The following is an 18,446-nucleotide window of genomic DNA, read 5'->3' on the forward strand; positions in this document are numbered from 1 at the left end:
GCCGGTGATGATCTGCTGAGGAGGCCGCACACCCGATTCGGATGGCGACAGACCGTAGAAGATCCCACATGCCGCGAAGACCACCCCGAGGACGATGACGGTGACCGGGCGCTTGGCGTTGAAGAAGTTGATCGGGTGCTCCTTGCGGGTCAGCAGCCGTCAAGTGGGCCCGCGTTTCATGCTGCCTGCTCGCCGACACGACGGTCACGTGCTTCGCCGAGTAGCTGCGTCGTCAGACACACCCTGCCTTGGTGGACGATCGGCGACGGACACTCCTACGCTCGGGCCATGGGGATGGACAAGGATCAGCGGCTGGCCGTGATCGTCGGGAGCACGGTGGGGATCGTCATGGGTCTGGGGGTCGCCATCTCAGGAGCACTCGGCCTGTTCGGCACCTGATGGAGTTCCCTGCCAGTCCGATCGGCAGTGAAGTCATCGAGAACTAAACGATCAACCGGTTGGCCGACGCGGGCTACCGGAGCTGTGGCGGCGCGATCAGTTCGAGGAATCCGCCGAGCACACCCTCGAGGTAGATGATGCGTGTGCCGGCTCGTGCACCTTCGGTCATCCGGTGGGGCGCCCCGACCGGTCTCCAGCCGTATGCAGCGCAGAGCTCGAGCGCCCGGTCGATGTCCGCGACCGTGAGCGCGATGTGCACCGTGCCGAGCATTGCAGGTGAGCCGGCGGACTCGGGCGTCCGGGGTGGGTCGTACTGCAGCAGCTCGATCCGGTGGGGTCCCAGGGTCACCGTGGCGGCGCGGATCACCGCTTCCTGGACACCGGTGGTCGCCGCAGTGACGTCCGCGTCGAGCGTGAAGGTGCGCTCGAGCGTGAAGCCGAGACCTGCGCACCAGAGCTCCAACGCGTCATCGAGGTCGGCCACGGTGAGGCCAGAATGAGCAACGTCGGAGACGAGCGGTGATGCCATGACATCAGTATCCGGTCCGACAGGCCGGCCTGGAGGAGCAGGGCTTCGAGGGCCGATCGGCTACCGAGCCGATGCCGGACCGCGGTTGACTTGTCAGTCGACGCCCGTCACCGATGCCTCGCGCTCGCGGGCACCCCTCACCGACGGCCGCGCACCGATCGATCGCTCGATGAGGATGCAAGGGGACCGGGTGATCCTCGTCAAGCGTTTCCCTGGGCGACTGCGACGACGACGACACCGACCGGTGTTCAGCAGACACTGCGCAGGTCCTGCTGAGTCCTCATCAGACAGCCGCTGCGAGACCGACGACGTCGTCGCACTCGAGGATGAGCGTCGAGCCGTCCCGCATCCTGAGTTCCGCAGCAGTCCCGCCGCGCTGGAACACTGCCGGTGGCTTCCCCGGTGCGCGACGGACACCGACACCGCCGTACGTCACCGGGGCGATGACCGTCTCACTGACCGAGGTGATCTGCACGGTCGGAACCGCCTTCCGGAAGAAGGGCGTCAGCCACACCACGAGCCTGCCTTCCCGCACCGTGATCACGAGCGATTGGGTCGCCGCGGCCAGTCCGATCAGGGTGCCGATGCTCAGTACAGTGACCAGCATGCTCGCGTCGGCAACGGACCGGCCGGGCATCGACGGCACGGAGGCGGCGAGCGCAGCAGCACTCCCGACAGCGACGATGGTCCCGAGGAGCACGATCCAACTCGGCGCACGGTGGCGTTCACGGAACACGAGCGACCGTTCCTGCTCGGCGTCGTGAGCGGTGGATCTCTCGTTCTTTTCCGTCACGGGGAGGTCCGCCTGCTCGGCGCCGGGGGGAGTTCCAGACGTCCGGAGCTGTGCAGGACCAGGAGGAGCAAGCCGACCAGGAGCGGTACCGCGAGGAAGGTCACGGAGCCACTGTCACCGACGTAGCCGCGGAGCCTGTTGAAGCTGAGCGCCCCGACGTAGGGCGCCAGGCTCAGCACGATCGTGAAGGCAGCTCGCCAGTAGCGTGCGAGCGCCAGCCCGATCGCTGCGAGCTCGAGGACGCCGGTCGCGTACCAGGCGTAGAGGTTCCCGTTCCAGATCGATCGGCTGGAGAGCCACTCGCTGAGGTGGCTCGTCGAGACGTAGCTGAGCGCGCCGAGCAGGGCCCAGCCGACCGCCGCTGCGGCGGTGTGGTGCGACCGGTGTGGTCGTCCGAGGGCTGCGACGACGGCACACGTGCTGAGCAGGAACAGTGTCGCTCGGTCGACGCTCCACACGCCGGTCGGGGAGGCGAGGAAGTACGGCGACACAGTGGCGAGCAGCACCAGGATGAGCAGTGTTGCCCTCCCGACCGCCCACCGCCCGGCCAGAGCCGCGGAGAGCGCGACACCCCAGAGCGCGGCGTACACGAAGCCGGTGTCACGGAACGGTCCGATCTGGACCATCAGTCCCGGAGCCGGATTGCTGTGGATCCACGGCGACCAACTCGTGAAGACGAACTCGGCCAGCCCGAGGCCGGCCCCCATCGCGAGCGCGGCGGTGCTGGCGGCGTTCCGGACCTCCGGGAGGACGATGCGGTCGAGGCGCGCCTCGATGCCGTGACCCGCGATCGCCCACTGTTCCTGGCGGGTCGGATGCGTGCGGTCCTCTCCGTCCGCCACGTCGAGGAGGGTTCCCACGAAGGCTTCACCGTGGACGGCTCGCCACGAACGGGGGTACCACCCGAGGAGGCGACGGTACCGGCGCTCCAGCGCGCTGGTCATGCTCCGAACGCCCGACCGGGTGCGACGGACGGTCGGCGGAGTCCGGCTTCGAGTGCTCGTACCTTGAGGGCGAGCCGGTCGGTCTCGTCCTCCAGACGTCGCGTCCCTGCCGAGGTGAGCGCGTAGTAGCGCCGGAGACGCCCGCCGATGACCTCGTCTCCGGCTCCCTCCACGAGACCGTCCGACTCGAGTCGCTCCAGGGTCTTGTAGAGCGTCGTCACGGCGAGCGCGACGTTGCCGGCGGAGAGTTCGGCGACGGACTGGATGATCCCGTAGCCGTGCGCCCGCCCACGAGCGAGCGTGGTCAGGACCCAGAAGGCTGGCTCGCGGAGTTCAGGTGTGCTCACGCTGCGAGCATATTCCCATTGTGGGAGTAGTCCACGACGAGAATGATCACAGCGGTCCGGCAGAACGGTGAGGCAGCCCCGCAGCGGTACGATCTTCGCCCCTCCGGAATGAGATCGCAGTGCGCCACTTCTTCCTCATCGCGCTGCCGGACGCGGACATCGCGGAGCGTTGGCGGGCGGGTGAACGCTTCCGTTCAGACGACGGAGAAGCCGTCAGCTGGACCTGTTGGTGGCTGCCGCTCGAGGACGCTCACGTGCTTGCCGCCGGGCTCGGAGCGCAGGTGGGTGCAGCGACAGCGTCGCTCACTCCGACACGAGACGGTACGCGGCACCGTCCGGCGACCGGCTGAGCACCCCCGCATCGACCGCATCGCGGCGGACCAGTGCCACGTCCTCGGCGAACATCGCGAGTGCAGCGTTCAGCGCTTCCTCGGGCACGCTCCGCCGGGCGGGGAGCCGATCGAACACCGTCCGCACGATCGCGTTCGAGAGCTCCTGGCGCTTGCTCGCCTCCGTCGGTAGCGCGCTGATCCGTCCGACGTGCAGGACGGCACGGTCGGTCAGCAGGAGCTCGATCGCTTGCCTGGTCTCCGACAGCGCCCCCTCGTCGACGGTTCCGTCCGGACCGACCCAGTCGAAGCCGGACATCGGGATCGTCGGGTTCATCGTCGCTGCGACGACCTGCCGTGCACGCCGAAGCGCATGTTGGATGCCCAAATCGAGTCCTCCCTCGTCGGTCGCGTGCCATCGAGGATAGCGACGGACGCAGACCCCCCGGCCGACCCCGCCTTCCGGAGAACGAGACCGTGGCCCCACAAATGTAAGCGCTTCCCCACAGAAATCCCCCGCCACTACGGTTCTTGCCGACGGAGCGCGACCGGCGCACTCCCCGACGAGAGCAGGACCCATGGGACTGATGGACAAGTACAAGGCGCTCTTCACCGGCCCGGCGATCGACGTCGCGTCCGAGATCGGCCGGTTGCTCCCGGACGGCGACCGCGTGCTCGTCCACAGCCAGGTGGTCCCGAGCGGCTTCAAGCGGGGCGGTGGCGGCGTCGGCGTCGACGGCCGGCTCATGAACCTCGTCACCTCGGCGGTCGAGACGGCCGTCTCGCGGTCGCAGCACACCGGCGGCGAGGAGGGCTCCACCGCCCGCACCCTGCCGAACGAGGCCGGCCCCTACCTGATGGTCATCAGCGAGCAGTCCCTGTCGATGTGGGACCTCGGGATGACGGGCAATCAGCTCCCCGCGGAGCACCTCGTGACGATCCCGCGGGCGCAGGTCGCGTCGATCGTCGACACCGGGAAGACCGCGCAGGGCGGGGTTCCGGTCGCGCGCCTCACGTTCGCCGACGGGTCGTTCGCGGACCAGCGCCTCATCAGCAAGCCGGGTCCCGAGTTCTGGTCGGTCGCCGCCGCGATCTGAGCGCGCAGCGCTCCGCTCCAGAGCCGGCGACCCACCGGACAGGAGGCCCGTGGCGAGCCCGCCCCGTGCCTCCCGTCCGTCCCGTGGGCGCGTCCGGCAGACGGCCGTCCAGCTGGCGCACTCGCGTGCCGGCCGCGACGAACCCGGCCTAGCCTGCCGCTGTGGAACGGATGAGCAGGGTCCTGGGCAGCGCCGCCGCGGCGGCGCTCGTCGTGGTGGGCATCGCGTCGTGCACGTCCGCACCACCCGAGTCGGCGCCCTCCGCGGCCGCGGCGACGACCGGGAACCCGGCGCCCGGACTGCACACCGTGCGGCTGACCGTCGCGGACGGCGCGCACGCCGGGCGCGCTGCGGGGCGCTCCCTGCGCGTGCCCGACGGCTGGCGCGCCGAGGTCTGGGCGGACGCCCCCGGTGCGCGGATGGCCGCGTGGCTCCCCGACGGCAGCATGCTCCTGACCACCGGCTCCGAGGGGGAGCTGCTGCGCCTCGAGCCGCGCGGCGGGGACCGGGCGCCGACCGTGCACCGGCTCGCGACCGGACTGGACGACCCGCAGGGCGTCGCAGTGACGGAGCACGACGGCCGGACCGTCGTGGTGCTCGGCGAGGCGACCCGCATCGAGACCTGGCGGTACGACGACGGCGCGCTCGGCGACCACCGGGTCCTGGTCGACGGGCTGCCGACGGGCGGGCACGGCGGCAAGTTCGTCGCGGTGCGGGACGGTGTGGTGGCCTACGACATCGGCTCCGCGTCGAACAGCGACGGCGCCGACCGCCGCGACCACCCCGACCGCGCGGTGATCCGGCAGGTGCGGCTCGACGGGACCGGGGACACGCTGCTGGCCACCGGGGTCCGGAACGGCGAGGGGCTCGCGCACGCGCCGGACGGCACGCTCTTCGCCGCCGTGAACCAGGCCGACTAGCAGCCGTACCCGTTCCACGACGGCAGCGGGCACTACGGGCAGCGCGTGCAGGCGTACGTGAACGAGCACCCGGACGACCAGGTGACGCGGATCACGGCGGGGGCCGAGCTCGGGTGGCCGTTCTGCCAGCCGGACTCCCGCGGGAAGCCCGACCTGCTCGACATGGGGTACGTCGACGACCCCGCGAACAACGCCGACGGCAAGGCCCTCGACTGCGCCACCGTCACCCCGACGATGGTCGGGCTCCCCGCGCACAGCGCCCCGGTCGGGTTCGTGTTCACCCGCGGGAGCGCCCTGCCCGCGGCGTACGCGGACGGGGCACTCGTCACGACGCACGGGTCGTGGAACCGGAAGCCACCGCGGCCACCGTCGGTCTCGTACAGCGCCTGGGACGACACCGCGCACAGCCTCGGCCGGCCGCGCACGATCGTCGAGGGGTTCCAGGACGACGACGGGTCGCGGTGGGGCCGGTCGGTGGACGCCCTGCCCGGCCCGGACGGCAGCCTGTACGTCACGGACGACACCGCGGGGCTGGTCTACCGGCTGACGCCGGGGTCGTGAGCCGGGGCTCCCGTCGAGGCTGGCCGGGTCAGTGGATGCGGAGCTGCGCGACCATCGGGCACGCGAAGGGGTCGCGGGCGGTCAGACCGACGCGGTTGAGGTAGCGCACCACGATCCCGTACGAGCGCAGCAGCGTCGTCTCGGTGTAGGGCACGTCCAGAGTGTCGCAGTGGTCCCGCACGAGCAGCCGCGCCTGCCGGAGCGCCGGCCGGGGCATCGAGGGGAACAGGTGGTGCTCTACCTGGAAGTTCAGGCCGCCCATCAGGAACGACACCCACCAGCCGCCGCGGATGTTGCGGGAGGTGCGGACCTGGCGGGAGAAGAAGTCGACCTTGGCGTCGTGCGCGATCGTCGGCATGCCCTTGTGGTTCGGCGCGAACGAGGCGCCCATCATCACGCCGAACACGGCCAACTGCACGCCGAGGAACGCGCACGCCATCCCGAACGGCAGGAACCAGAACACCACCGTCAGGTAGACCGCGAACCGCGCCACGAGCAGCGTGCCCTCGAGCACGCGGCCCTTCGTGTCCGGACGACCACCGGCGCCACGGACGACGGAGGCCACCGCGTGCCGGTGCAGGTTCACGCCCTCGAGCGTCAGCAGCGGGAAGAACAGCCAGCCCTGGAAGCGCAGGAAGGTGCGCATGAACGGTCCCTTCGCCGCGGCGGCGTCCTCGGGCAGGAAGCGGATGCCGTCCGGCTCGATGTCCGGGTCCTTGCCGACGGTGTTCGGGTTGCCGTGGTGACGGGTGTGCTTGTTCATCCACCACGAGTAGCTCAAGCCCACCAGGAAGGTGCCGACCCAGCGGCCCGCGTGGTCGTTCCACTTCTGCGACGCGAACACCTGGCGGTGCGCGGCCTCGTGCGACAGGAAGGCGAACTGCGTGAACAGCACGCCGAGCACCCCCGCGACGATCAGCTGGAACCACGAGTCGCCGAGGAACGAGAACGCGACCCACGCGAGCACGAGGGTGGCGACGAGGCCGCCGAACAGCGACCAGTAGAAGCCGGTGCGGCGTCGCAGGAGACCGTGGTCCTTGACCTGCGCGAGCAGCGCCGAGTAGGTGGAGGTGCCGGTGCGGCCGCCGTTCCCGGGACGGGTGCGGGTGAAGCCGGGGGCGAGCGGGATCGTCGTCATCGGACCGATCTCTTCGTGGTGAGCGGTCCTTCGACCGGTCCGGGAGTACACGCGTTCGCGCTTCCCCGAACCGTAGGTCGCGCAGATGTGTGTTCGCCTACACCGTTCGGGCGCCCCTGTCCGGGAAGTCCTGGAGCCCGGTCACGGCGAGCAGGTCGAGCGCGGCTGCGTCCGGCGATCCGGGCACCGCGGTGAACACGACGATGCGCAGGTCGCTGTCCGGCACGGTGAGCACGTCGCAGTCCACGGTGATCGGGCCGACCGGGGTGTGCACCACCTTGCGGCTCGTCCGGTGTTGCGCGACCCGGCCGGTGTCCCAGCGGCGCTCGAACTCCGGCGAGGTCCGGCGCAGGGCCGCGACGAGGTCGGCGAGCCCGCGGTCGGCGGGGTAGCGGCCGAGGGCCTGCCGCAGGTCGGCGACGAGGTCGCTCGAGAACGCCTCGTCGTGCTCGGCGTCCCACTCCACGCCCTCGTGTCCCCGGGTGAAGTGCCGCCACACGAGGTTCTGCTCCGGACCGGTCCGCCGGGTCGGGTCGCCGTCGATCGCGGCCCAGAGCGGGTTCCACAGGATGATGTCGTGCGCCGCCGTGAAGACCGCGAGCGGCACGTCGCCGAGCCGGTCGACGATCCGCTGCACCCCGGGGGTGACGTGCCGCGGGACGACCCCGCGCGACGGTGTGGCGGCGCCCGCGACACGGTGCAGGTGGTCGCGCTCCTCGCGGCTCAGGCGGAGGGCGGTGGCCAGGGCACCGAGCAGCTGCGGCGACGGGTTCGTCGCACGGCCCTGCTCGAGGCGGACGACGTAGTCGACGCTCACCCCGGCGAGCGCCGCGAGCTCCTCGCGTCGGAGTCCCGGCGTCCGTCGGCCCGACCCGGCGGGGAGTCCGACCTCCTCCGGTCGGACCCGGTCCCGCCAGGCACGCAGCACGTTCGCGAACTCGTCCACGGGTCGATCATGCCGCCGATCCCGACCGTGGTCCTGGTACCGCTGGTCCCACCGTCGCGCAGGGCCTGGGACGCGCGAGGACCGAGGAGCAGGCTCGGGGCATGACCACGACACTGATCACCGGGGCGAACCGCAGCCTCGGTCTCGAGACCACCCGCCGCCTGCTCGAAGCCGGCCACACCGTGTACGCCGGGGTGCGCGACCCCGACCGGGCCGACGACGTCCGGGCGCTCGGCGCGCACGTCGTCCAGTTCGACGTGACGGACCAGGCGAGCGTCGACCGGGCACTCGCCGAGGTCCCCGAGCTCGATGTCCTCGTGAACAACGCCGGCGTGCTCGGTTCCGCGTCCGGGGTGGACGACCTGGACGCCGCCGCGATGGCCGAGGTGCTCGACACGAACGTCACCGGGGTCGTCCGGGTCACGCAGGCCGCGCTCCCGATGCTCCGGCGGTCGGACGCCCCGGTGATCGTCAACGTCGCGTCGGGCGTCGGGTTCACGCGGTGGCTGACGACCCCCGGGCACGACGAGTACCCGGTCGCGGCCGTGCCGTACGCGGCGTCGAAGGCGGCCCTGATCGCGCTCACGGTGCAGTACGCCAAGAACCTGCCGGAGTTCCGCGTGAACGCGAGCGACCCCGGGTACACGGCGACGGCGTTCAACGGGTTCGGCGGCCACCAGACCGTCACCGAGGGCACCGACGCGACGGTCGCGCTCGCGACGGTCGGTCCCGACGGCCCCACGGGCGAGTTCCACGACCGGAACGGCCGCATCGCCTACTGAGCACGGTTACCCTCGGCGCATGAGCAGCACGCCCGAGTCCGCGAGCACCGACCCCGTGAGCACCGCGACCCCGCACCCCACCACGCACGTCGTGATCGGCGGCGGGGTCGTCGGCGTCGCGACGGCGTGGGCGCTGACGGCCCGCGGCGAGCGCGTCCTGCTCGTCGAGCAGCACGCCCGCGGCCACGACCGGGGATCGTCGCACGGGGCGACCCGGATCTTCCGGCAGGGCTACACCGACCCGGAGTACGTCGCGCTGACGACCCGGGCGCTCGCGCTCTGGGACGCGCTGGAGCGGGAGTCGGGCGCGACGCTGCTCGACCGGACCGGTGCGGTCGACCACGGGCGTCCCGAGGTCGTCGACGCGATCGCCGCCGCGCTGGCGGACGGAGGCATCCCGCACGAGCGCCTCTCCCCCGCTGACGCCGCGGCACGCTGGCCGGGGATCGCGTTCGAGGGGCACGTCCTCGCCCACGCGACGGCGGGCCGGATCCGGTCGGCGGTCGCGATCGAGACCTTCCTGCGGCTCGCCGAGCGGACCGGCCTCGCCGAGTTCCGGTTCGGCACGCGGGTCACGCAGGTCGAGGACCACGGCGACGAGCTCACCCTGACCCTCGACGGCGGCGGACCGGGTTCCCACGCACCACGGACGATCCGCAGCCGGTCCGTGGTCGCGGCCACCGGGTCGTGGGCCCCCACGCTGGTCGGCACGGTGCTCGCCGGACGCGGGGCGCGCCTCCCGGCCGTCCGCGTCACCCAGGAGCAGCCCGCCCACTTCCCCAGCCAGCGGCCGGACGACGCCTGGCCGAGCTTCGTGCACTGGGCCGACGGCGACGACGTGTACGGCCTGCTCACCCCGGGCGAGGGCGTCAAGGTCGGGTTCCACGGGACGGGACCGGTCGTCGACCCGGACGACCGGGACTTCGCCCCTCGACCGGACGAGGCGGCACGCCTGCAGGCCTACGTGGCGCGGTACGTCCCCGGGGTCGACGCGAGCCGACCGACGTTCATCAGCTGCCTGTACGACACCACCCCCGACGAGGACTTCGTGATCGACCGACGCGGCCCGCTGACGGTCGCGACCGGGTTCTCCGGGCACGGGTTCAAGTTCGCGCCGCTGCTCGGCGAGCTGGTGGCGGACCTGGCGACCGGTGGGGCGCCGCACCCCCGCTTCGCGCTCGGATCCCGCTAGCGTGGTCGGGTGCGCGTCGTCATCGCTCCGGACTCCCTGAAGGGCACCGCGACCGCGGTCGACGTCGCGGGGGCGGTACGTGACGGCTGGCTGACCGAGCGTCCCGACGACGACCTGGTGCTCGTGCCGATGGCCGACGGGGGCGAGGGCACGCTCGACGCGTTCGCCGTCGCGTACCCGGACGCCGAACGGGTGCCGGTCCGGGTGACCGGGCCGGACGGCCAGCCGGTCGGCACCCACTGGCTGCAGCTGCCGGACGGTCGGGCGGTCGTCGAGCTCGCGGCGACGAGCGGACTGCCGCTCCTCGGCGGCGTGCTGCGGCCGGAGACGGCGACGAGCCGCGGCTTCGGCGAGGCGATCGCCGCGGCGCTGGACGCCGGTGCGACCGGGCTCGTGCTCGGGATCGGCGGGAGTGCCTCGACCGACGGCGGGCGACCGGTGCTCGAGGCGCTGGGGCTGGACGCGGGCGACGCGGGCGACGTGGGCGGCGCGGACGGCGCGGCGAGCGCCGCCGCCGGCGGTCTCCGGCCGCTGCCCCCTGGTGGGGTCGTCGTGCTCACCGACGTCGTGTCGCCGCTGCTCGGACCCACCGGCGCCGCCGCCGTCTTCGGCCCGCAGAAGGGCCTGCCCGCCGACCGGATCGGCGCGGTGGACGCCCGGCTGGCGGAGTGGGCCGCCCGGTTCCCCGCGGTCGACCCGACGACCCCCGGGGCCGGAGCGGCCGGCGGCGTGGGCTTCGGGCTGCTCGCCTGGGGTGCGACGCTCGTCCCCGGAGCCCGTGCGGTCGCGGACCTGCTCGGGTTGCCCGGACTGCTCGGCGGGGCCGACGTGGTGGTCACCGGCGAGGGCCGCTTCGACGAGCAGAGCGCGGCGGGCAAGGTGCCGTCGGTCGTGCTGGCGCTCCGGGACGCGCACGCTCCCGCCGCCACCGCGCTGCTCGTGGCCGGCGAGGTGGACGCTCCGCTCGACGCCTTCACGGCCGCGGCCTCGCTCGTGGTGCTCGCGACGCAGACGACCGGCGAGCCGGACGACGCCCTGCGGGACCCGCTGCGGTTCGCGACGGTGGCGGGGCAGCGGCTCGCGCGGCTCGTCGGCTGAGCGCGGAGCGAAGAGCGCCGCGCGCCAGGCGCAGAGCGCCCAGTGCAGGGCGCCGAGCGGCATGGGCACACGGCACCCGCACCTGAACCCGGCCCGGGGACACGCCCGCCCGCTCCTGAGAGGGGGACCCCATCGCAACCCCCCTGTCCCCAGGACGCGGGACCACACTGGTGGGCGGGCCGCACCCGGCCCGCGAAGCACCACCACGAGGAGACCAATGCGCACCGTCAACGCGTACGCGGCACCGTCGGCCACCGAGCCGCTCGTCAAGACCACCATCACCCGCCGTGACCTCGGCCCGAACGACGTCGAGATCGACATCGCCTACGCCGGCATCTGCCACTCGGACATCCACACCGTCCGCGGCGAGTGGGGTGAGATCCAGTACCCGCAGGTCGTCGGCCACGAGATCGTCGGCCACGTCTCCGCCGTCGGCAGCGACGTCACCAAGCACCGGGTCGGCGACCGTGTCGGGGTCGGCTGCATGGTGAACTCCTGCGGCGAGTGCGAGAACTGCGTCGCCGGCGAGGAGCAGTACTGCCTGAAGGGCAACATCCAGACCTACGCGGGCGTCGACCCCGCCGACGGATCGATCACCCAGGGCGGCTACTCCGAGGCCGTCGTCGTGAACGAGGACTTCGTCCTCCGCGTCCCGGAGTCGCTCGACATCGAGCGCGTCGCCCCGCTGCTGTGCGCGGGCATCACCCTGTACTCGCCGCTGCACCACTGGGGTGCCGGCCCCGGCAAGAAGGTCGCGATCGTCGGCCTCGGCGGTCTCGGCCACATGGGCGTGAAGATCGCGTCGGCCCTCGGCGCCGAGGTCACCGTCCTGTCGCAGACCACCTCGAAGCAGGAGGACTCGCTCCGCTTCGGCGCGGTCGCTCACTTCGCGACGAAGGACCCGAAGACGTTCGAGGAGCTCCGCGGCTCGTTCGACCTCATCATCAACACGGTCTCGGCGAAGATCCCGGTCGGCGCGTACCTGAGCCTGCTCAAGGTCGACGGCACGATGGTCAACGTCGGCGCCCCGTCCGAGCCGCTCGAGGTCCCCGCCTTCGCCCTGATCCCGCGTCGCCTCAGCTGGGCGGGCTCGGCCATCGGCGGCATCCGCGAGACCCAGGAGATGCTCGACTTCTGCGCCGAGCACGGCATCCTGCCGGAGACCGAGCTCATCTCGGCGGACCAGATCAACGAGGCCTACGAGCGCGTGCTCTCCTCGGACGTCCGGTACCGCTTCGTGATCGACACCGCGACGCTGGCCTAGTCAGCGGGACGGGTCGCGTCCGCGACGCGACCCGAAGGCGGACGGGAGGCGCGGTGCCCCGCGCCTCCCGTCCGTCATCCCGCCTGTCCGGCGCACGCGGCTTGTCCGCGGAACGCGACCGACGAGTCCGACCCACGCGACACGCTGCACGGTCCGGGCACGCGGGGGAGGCTGGGCCGATGACCTCCACGGCGAACGAGGGACCCCGGTCCCTGGTGTCGGTGTCCGGTACGGACACCGACGCGGCGATCGCCGACCTCGCGGGCATGTACGCCGGCAAGTCCTGGCACTCGTCGCACGTCGACGACGACTACTGGTACCGCTACGTCGCGATCGGCGACGACCGGATGAGCATCCGGCGCTCCCAGATGCACGGCTCCCTGCGCGGCGACGTCGCCGTCGAGGGGCAGGTCGTCGTGCAGTGGATCGACTCGGGGTCCGCGACCGTCGACGTGGGGCGCAACGCGGTCCGGATGCAGCTGGGTGTCCCGACGCTCTTCCCGATCGAGCAGCGCTTCGACATGGAGTACCGCGACTGGGACCAGCGGCTCGTGCACCTGGACCGCGACCTGGTGCTCGACGTCGCGTCGGAGCGGTACCTGGTCGACGGCACGCTCGCGTTCGACCGCTTCACCCCGCCGGACGCCGCCTCGGTGGACCGCTGGCGGACGGCCGTCGGCGGTTCGGTGCGGGCGCTGCGCGACGAGGGTGCCGAGTCGCTCGCCTGGCACGAGGCGCAGCGCGACGTCGTCCGCGCCCTGCTCGACCTGTACCGCTTCCACGGCGAGACGGCCCCGGTCGGCTGGGGCGAGCACCGGAACGTCCGTGTCCGCGCGGCCGTCGAGACGATCCACTCCCGCGCGCACGAGCCGCTCACGGTGTCGGACATCGCACGGGCGGCGGACCTGAGCGTCCGCGGGCTGCAGGAGTCCTTCCAGCGGGTGCTCGAGCGCACGCCGATGGAGTACCTGCGCGAGGTCCGGCTGCGCCGCGCCCACGACGACCTGCTGCGGTCCGAGCCGGGCACGGTGTCGGTCGCGGACGTCGCGGTGCAGTGGGGGTTCACGCACATGGGCCGGTTCTCGGGTGAGTACCTGCGGCGGTTCGGGGAGTACCCGAAGCAGACCCTGCGGCGCTGACGCGCTGGCTGCTGCGCTGCGGGCTGCCGGTGTTGCGCGGCGCTGCTGGTGCTGCGCGCACCGCGTGTCAGCTGATCTCGTCGCCGGAGGGCAGCGCGCCGCACCAGTCGACCGAGGCCGCGTCGATGCTCGCCTCGAGCGCCCCGGAGGACGCGTCGACGATGCTCACCAGGTCGCTCGTCGCCGACTTCGTCGCGACGGCGAGGAACTGCCCGTTCGGCGACGGGCAGACCGCGGTGATGCTCGCGTCCGCGGGCACGACGACGGGCAGCCGGGAGGCTCGGCTCGCGTCCACGCGCAGGATCCGCTGGGCGAGGGTCCCGTCCGGACGCACGTCGCCCACCACCCGCACGTAGGTGTCGTCGTCGAGCTGGGCGATCCGCCCGAGGTAGGCGGCGTCGGTGCTCCCCGGCGGGGCGGCCAGGGGCGTGCGCTTCCCGTCCGTGAGGTCGAGGCGGACGACCCCGGTGCCCGTCTCGACCACGGCCGTCGTCCCGGTGCCCACGAAGCCGTGCAGGTAGGTGGCGCTCCCGAGCCGCACGGGGTCGGTCTGCCCGCTGACGTCGACGAGCACGAGGTCGTCCGAACCGGTCCGGACGAGGGCCCGCTCGGTCCGCGGCACGTAGGCCCACTGCGCGACGGTCATCGGGACGGCGCCGGCGGTGGGCTTGCCGTCCGCGGCGACGGCGGTCGGCAGGTGCGTGCCGGTCATGTCCACGACGTACAGGCCGACGTCCCGGGACTGCCCGGTCGTGGTGTCCGCGTACTCGAACCCGAAGGACGCGCCGTCGTCGGCGACGTGCAGGGCGGTGACGCGGCCCTCGGCTGTGGGCAGCGTGAGGTGCTCGACGGGCGCGGAGGGGTCCTGCACGCCGCCCGCGAGCGAGACGATGTCGACGGCGGACCGGCCGTCGGTGCCGCTCACGACCACCAGGGAGCGGCCGAGCCGGGCGTACTCGGTGATGTCTGCGGCCTGGTAGACGGTCGTCGCACCGCCGGCGTCGAGGGACCGGCGGACGATGCGGTCCTTGTCGGCGCTCCCTGCGGTGCCGCTCGTCCCGCTCGTGCCGCTCGTCCCGCTCGTCCCGCTCGTGCGGCTCGTGGCCGGGACGAGCGCGAGCACGTCGGTGCTGCCCGTCCGGATCGTCGTCCGGAGCTCCGACGTCGCGGGCTGCCCGGGTGCCCGCACGCCGGTCACCGCGATCTCGTACGACCGGTCGTAGGCGAGCGGCCCGGCGAACTCGACGGCGATGGTGTTGCCGCTCGAGGTCACCGTGTGCGCGGCCGCCGGGGTCACCGTCACGTCTCCGGCGGACACGCGCTGCAGCGCCTGGTTCGCGGTCAGGATCACCCGTTGCGCCGGCCGGGACACCAGCCCGCTCGGGTCGTAGGTGACGTCGCGCAGCCGCGGGCCCTGCTGCGCGCCGATCACCGCGGCCACGGCGCCGACGAGCACGAAGACCGTCAGCGACGCGACGAGCCGGCGGCGGAACCGGTCCCGCGGCCGGCGGCGCAGCTGCGGGGGGCGGTCAGTACTCATACGGGTCCGACGGCTGGGCGATCCGGGTGACGCTCGCGGCCCGGATCACGATGCGTGCGTCGGCCGACGGGTCGGGGTTCGCCGCGAGCTTGCCCTCGACCCGGACCCACTGGTCGGCGTCCGGCACGGTGCCGTCGGTGACGACCCCGAGTCCGACGGGCTGGGCGTCGACGGCGCAGCAGCTGATCACGAAGCGCGTGAGGGTGAACGTGCCGTCGGCGCCGGGGACCACGAACCCGGTGAGCCGCACGGGCTTGCCGACGAGCGACGAGGTGTCCGTGGTCTGGCGGATCACCGCGGCCCAGTCCTTCACGCCGTACTGCGAGGTGTCGACGCCGGCGCTGCCGAGGAGCGCGACGTCCTGAGTCCCGGTGGCGTTCGAAAGCGTCGGGGTGTCCACGCTCCGCTGCTGCGCCGTCCGGGCCGACAGGGTCGCCGGCGGCAGCACGAGCATCGCGACCGTGACCCCGACGGTGACGAGCGCCGCCGCACCGCCGAGCACCCGGCCGAGGACCCGGCGGCGGGTCGGCGCGGTGGACGCGCCGTGGCCGCCGTGCCCGTCGTGGTGGTCGCCGTGGTCGTCGTCGGCCCCGTCGTCGTGCCGGTGCCCGTGGCCGCGCGCGACCACCACGAGTCCCGCGACCGCGGCCGGGACCGCCACCGCCGCGAGCACGATCGTGAAGACGTCGTACCGCGGGTTGATGTACAGGTCGAGGTGCCCGACGGCGGCGAGCCAGAGCGTGCACAGTGCGACCGCGAGCACCGATCCGAGCCCCAGGTACGCGGGACCCTTGTCAGACGAGGACATTCATCACCAACCCGACCGCTGCCGTGAACAGAGTGCAGACGACGGCGAGCAGCACCAGGAAGCGCGCCCGGAAGGTCGTCCGGAGCAGGGCGATCATCTTCACGTCGATGATCGGCCCGATGAGCAGGAACGCCGTGATCGACCCCGGCAGGAAGGTCGAGGCGAAGGACAGGGCGAAGAACGCGTCGACGTTCGAGCAGAGCGACACCGTCATGGCGAGGAGCATCATCGCCGCGACGGACAGCACCGGGTTCGCCCCGATCGCGACGAGGGTGGACCGGGGCACCGCGACCTGGATCGCCGCGGCGAGTCCGGCGCCGACGAACAGCGCCGGCATCATCGTCGCGGTCTCGCCGCCGAACTGCGCCGCGCTCTCCCGCCAGCGGTTCCGGGCCCGCGGTGCGCCGACGGCCGCGCGGCACCGGGCCTCGAACGCGGGCAGCAGCAGCTCGGCCGGGCGGCGGTGCGCGGCGACGATCCACCCGACCAGGTTCGCGAGCACGAACCCGCCGACGATGCGCACGACCAGGATCCAGCCGGACCACCCGAACGCCTGCGCGGTGCTGATGATGACGAGGGGGTTGAGGATCGGTGCCGCGACCAGGAACGTGACCGCCTCCGCCGGGGTGAAGCCGCGCAGCATGAGCCCGCGGGCCAGCGGGACGTTGCCGCACTCGCACACCGGGAAGAGCATGCCGATGAGCGAGATCACCGCGCGCCGGGGCAGCGGGCGCTCGGGCAGCAGCTTCTCGAGCACGCCGACGGGCACCCACACCTCGACGACGATCGACAGCACGATGCCGAGCACGACGAACGGCAGCGACTCGACCACGACGCTGATCGCCAGGGTCAGGAAGTCCTGCACGACGTCCGGCAGCCCGGTCGTCCCGACGCTCGGCGACACGACGCGCACGGCGAGCAGCACCACGACGGCACCGAGCACCAGGCCGGGGCCGGTGAGCGTGCGGGTCGGGGTGGGGCGAGTGGGGGCGCTCGTCACCGGGACAGGATAGGCGAGGAGCACGTCCGCTCCCGCCGAGCCGCGCGGTGCCGCGCGGTGCCGGGTCTCAGGCGGTGGGCAGGCCCGTCAGGTGCCGGTCGAGCAGCGCGATCGCCCACTCGCCGGACTCCCCCGGGGCCAGACGCGTGACGTGCACGGCCAGGCCGTCCACGAGGGCGTGCAGCCGACAGGCCTCGTCGACGCGGTCGTCCTCGGGCACCCCGACCAGCGCGACGATCCGGTCGCACCAGGCGCGCATCTCGGCGACCACCCGGTCGAGGGCCGGCCGGAGCGCGTCGTCCGTCAGCGCCGCGTTCCCGAGCGCCAGGTAGACGTCGAGCTCGACGATGCGTTCGTCGTCGAGCGGCAGGAGCTCGACCAGGATCCACCGCGCGGTCTCGTCGTCCGGCAGCCCGGCGGGGATCGCGTCGATGCGCTCCCGCGTGCGGTCGAACACGAGCGTGATGGCGTGCTCGCGCATCGCGGCCTGGGTCGGGAAGACGTACCGGACGGTGCTCGGCGGCAGCCCGGCCTCGGCCGCGACGCCCCGGACGCTCAACGCGCCGAGGCCGTCCCGGGCGAGCACGCGGCACGCGGCGTCGGACACGTCGACGCGGCGCTGCTCCAGGTCTTCGCGCGTGGTCATCCGTCCATACTCGCACGTTCGTGCGAGTCGTGCTACCGTCGATCCGGCAAGAGTCGCACACTCGTGCGACTCAGGACGGGAACGAGGAGAGGAGCGTCCCATGGCCTGGCTGGTCCTGGTGGCGTCCGGCGTGCTCGAGGCGGTGTGGGCCACCGCGCTGAGTGCGTCGAACGGGTTCAAGAAGGTGGTCCCGACGATCGTGTTCGTCGCCGGCATGACGCTGAGCATGGTCGGCCTGGCCTTCGCGATGACGGCGATCCCGGTCGGCACGGCGTACGCCGTCTGGGTCGGGATCGGCGCGCGCTGACCGTGGTCGTCGCGATCCTGCGCCGACAGGAGGCCGCGTCGCTGGCCCGGGTCGCCCTCGTGCTCGGTCTGGTCGCCTGCGTGGTCGGCCTCAAGGTGGTGAGCTGAGGTGGCGTGGCTCGTCCTGTTCGTCAGCGCCGCGCTCGAGACCGTCTGGGCGACCGCCCTCGGCGCGAGCGACGGCTTCAGCCAGCCGGGTCCGACGGCCGTCTTCGCCGTCACGATCGTCGTCAGCCTCGTGGCGTTCGGCTACGTGCTCCGGCACATCCCGATCAGCACCGCGTACGCCGTGTGGACGGGCACCGGCGCCGCGCTCACCGTGCTGTGGGGCATGGCCACCGGGGCGGAGCCCGTCACGGTCCTGCGCCTGCTGTTCATCGCCGGGATCGTCGTCATCGCGAAGGCCAGGCCGACCATGCTCAGCGTCATGCCGGCGACGAACACGATCGTCGGGACCACCTTCTTGAACCCGTTCGACGCACTCAGCGCGGTGGCCCACACCGCCTCGAGCACGCCGGACGCCACCAGGACCAGCCAGGCCATGGGACGCTCCTCTCCTCGTTCCCGTCCTGAGTCGCACGAGTGTGCGACTCTTGCCGGATCGACGGTAGCACGACTCGCACGAACGTGCGAGTATGGACGGATGACCACGCGCGAAGACCTGGAGC

The 18,446-nt window shown here is 72.5% G+C and carries 20 protein-coding genes and 2 pseudogenes; 10 read left to right on the top strand and 12 right to left on the bottom strand.

Annotation, left to right across the window (positions count from 1 at the left end; translation table 11 throughout):
• Positions 1-472 precede the first annotated feature (472 nt).
• The 5 genes from HUN59_RS16840 to HUN59_RS16860 all read right to left on the bottom strand — a co-directional run bounded on the left by HUN59_RS16840 (position 473) and on the right by HUN59_RS16860 (position 3,678).
• The gene (locus tag HUN59_RS16840) at positions 473-928 is read right to left on the bottom strand and encodes a VOC family protein (RefSeq protein ID WP_174779023.1); all 456 of its coding nucleotides are present in this window, start codon (positions 926-928) and stop codon (positions 473-475) included.
• A gap of 283 nt (positions 929-1,211) precedes the next feature.
• The gene (locus HUN59_RS16845; RefSeq protein WP_174779024.1) at positions 1,212-1,721 is read right to left on the bottom strand and encodes a hypothetical protein; all 510 of its coding nucleotides are present in this window, start codon (positions 1,719-1,721) and stop codon (positions 1,212-1,214) included.
• Positions 1,718-2,563 (bottom strand): hypothetical protein, encoded by an 846-nt coding sequence (locus tag HUN59_RS16850; protein WP_174779025.1) that lies wholly within the window; start codon positions 2,561-2,563, stop codon positions 1,718-1,720. Before HUN59_RS16850 ends, HUN59_RS16845 begins: the two co-directional genes overlap by 4 nt.
• Before the next feature lie 98 nt (positions 2,564-2,661).
• Positions 2,662-3,012 carry a PadR family transcriptional regulator gene (locus HUN59_RS16855; RefSeq protein WP_174779026.1) on the bottom strand — a complete coding sequence of 117 codons (351 nt, stop codon included), beginning with the start codon at positions 3,010-3,012 and terminating at the stop codon, positions 2,662-2,664.
• 303 nt (positions 3,013-3,315) lie between these two features.
• Positions 3,316-3,678 (bottom strand): DUF2087 domain-containing protein, encoded by a 363-nt coding sequence (locus HUN59_RS16860; protein ID WP_174779027.1) that lies wholly within the window; start codon positions 3,676-3,678, stop codon positions 3,316-3,318.
• A 241-nt stretch (positions 3,679-3,919) separates the two neighbouring features.
• Here HUN59_RS16860 and HUN59_RS16865 point away from each other — a divergent pair, with 241 nt between their 5' ends.
• From HUN59_RS16865 to HUN59_RS16875, 3 genes are all read left to right on the top strand, one after another.
• On the top strand, positions 3,920-4,438 hold the full coding sequence (locus HUN59_RS16865; RefSeq protein ID WP_174779028.1) for a hypothetical protein: 519 nt from the start codon (positions 3,920-3,922) through the stop codon (positions 4,436-4,438).
• A 170-nt stretch (positions 4,439-4,608) separates the two neighbouring features.
• Positions 4,609-5,358 carry a hypothetical protein gene (locus HUN59_RS16870; protein WP_174779029.1) on the top strand — a complete coding sequence of 250 codons (750 nt, stop codon included), beginning with the start codon at positions 4,609-4,611 and terminating at the stop codon, positions 5,356-5,358.
• Between the two features lie 45 nt (positions 5,359-5,403).
• A complete protein-coding gene (locus HUN59_RS16875; protein ID WP_174779030.1) occupies positions 5,404-5,919 on the top strand; it encodes a hypothetical protein in 516 nt (171 codons plus the stop codon).
• 28 nt (positions 5,920-5,947) lie between these two features.
• On the opposite strand, the gene HUN59_RS16880 is transcribed toward HUN59_RS16875, so the two are convergent.
• Entirely contained in the window at positions 5,948-7,057 is a 1,110-nt protein-coding gene (locus HUN59_RS16880) for a fatty acid desaturase family protein (protein ID WP_174779031.1), read from the bottom strand.
• 97 nt (positions 7,058-7,154) lie between these two features.
• On the bottom strand, positions 7,155-8,003 hold the full coding sequence (locus HUN59_RS16885; RefSeq protein WP_174779032.1) for a helix-turn-helix transcriptional regulator: 849 nt from the start codon (positions 8,001-8,003) through the stop codon (positions 7,155-7,157).
• Positions 8,004-8,104: 101 nt separating this feature from the next.
• On the opposite strand from HUN59_RS16885, the gene HUN59_RS16890 reads away from it, so the two are divergent.
• From HUN59_RS16890 to HUN59_RS16910, 5 genes are all read left to right on the top strand, one after another.
• Positions 8,105-8,785, top strand: coding sequence for an SDR family NAD(P)-dependent oxidoreductase (locus tag HUN59_RS16890; RefSeq protein WP_174779033.1), 681 nt, complete (start codon positions 8,105-8,107; stop codon positions 8,783-8,785).
• Between the two features lie 19 nt (positions 8,786-8,804).
• Positions 8,805-9,977 carry an FAD-dependent oxidoreductase gene (locus HUN59_RS16895; protein ID WP_174779034.1) on the top strand — a complete coding sequence of 391 codons (1,173 nt, stop codon included), beginning with the start codon at positions 8,805-8,807 and terminating at the stop codon, positions 9,975-9,977.
• Positions 9,978-9,986: 9 nt separating this feature from the next.
• Positions 9,987-11,075 (top strand): glycerate kinase family protein, encoded by a 1,089-nt coding sequence (locus tag HUN59_RS16900; RefSeq protein WP_174779035.1) that lies wholly within the window; start codon positions 9,987-9,989, stop codon positions 11,073-11,075.
• 217 nt (positions 11,076-11,292) lie between these two features.
• A complete protein-coding gene (locus HUN59_RS16905) occupies positions 11,293-12,339 on the top strand; it encodes an NAD(P)-dependent alcohol dehydrogenase (RefSeq protein ID WP_144803250.1) in 1,047 nt (348 codons plus the stop codon).
• A gap of 179 nt (positions 12,340-12,518) precedes the next feature.
• Positions 12,519-13,478, top strand: a complete 960-nt coding sequence (locus tag HUN59_RS16910; protein WP_174779036.1) for a helix-turn-helix transcriptional regulator — start codon at positions 12,519-12,521, stop codon at positions 13,476-13,478.
• Between the two features lie 67 nt (positions 13,479-13,545).
• Here HUN59_RS16910 and HUN59_RS16915 read toward each other — a convergent pair whose 3' ends face one another.
• From HUN59_RS16915 to HUN59_RS16930, 4 genes are all read right to left on the bottom strand, one after another.
• Complete coding sequence (locus HUN59_RS16915; RefSeq protein WP_174779037.1) at positions 13,546-15,018, bottom strand: hypothetical protein; 1,473 nt, start codon at positions 15,016-15,018, stop codon at positions 13,546-13,548.
• Positions 15,008-15,826: a TIGR03943 family putative permease subunit gene (locus HUN59_RS16920; RefSeq protein WP_174779038.1), complete on the bottom strand. Its 819-nt coding sequence runs from the start codon at positions 15,824-15,826 to the stop codon at positions 15,008-15,010. Before HUN59_RS16920 ends, HUN59_RS16915 begins: the two co-directional genes overlap by 11 nt.
• Positions 15,813-16,826 (bottom strand): permease, encoded by a 1,014-nt coding sequence (locus tag HUN59_RS16925; RefSeq protein ID WP_144803257.1) that lies wholly within the window; start codon positions 16,824-16,826, stop codon positions 15,813-15,815. The genes HUN59_RS16920 and HUN59_RS16925 overlap by 14 nt, the downstream gene beginning before the upstream one ends.
• Before the next feature lie 67 nt (positions 16,827-16,893).
• Positions 16,894-17,472: a TetR/AcrR family transcriptional regulator gene (locus HUN59_RS16930; protein ID WP_174779039.1), complete on the bottom strand. Its 579-nt coding sequence runs from the start codon at positions 17,470-17,472 to the stop codon at positions 16,894-16,896.
• A gap of 100 nt (positions 17,473-17,572) precedes the next feature.
• On the opposite strand from HUN59_RS16930, the pseudogene HUN59_RS16935 reads away from it, so the two are divergent.
• Together HUN59_RS16935 and HUN59_RS16940 are read left to right on the top strand one after the other, a co-directional pair.
• Positions 17,573-17,886, top strand: a pseudogene (locus HUN59_RS16935) (DMT family transporter).
• A 1-nt stretch (position 17,887) separates the two neighbouring features.
• Positions 17,888-18,100, top strand: a pseudogene (locus tag HUN59_RS16940) (DMT family transporter); the annotation flags it as partial.
• Here HUN59_RS16940 and HUN59_RS19820 read toward each other — a convergent pair.
• A complete protein-coding gene (locus tag HUN59_RS19820; RefSeq protein ID WP_254629922.1) occupies positions 18,028-18,321 on the bottom strand; it encodes a DMT family transporter in 294 nt (97 codons plus the stop codon). The pseudogene HUN59_RS16940 and the gene HUN59_RS19820 sit on opposite strands and share 73 nt — an antisense overlap.
• Positions 18,322-18,446 lie beyond the last annotated feature (125 nt).

This window comes from Curtobacterium sp. Csp2 (genome assembly GCF_013347165.1).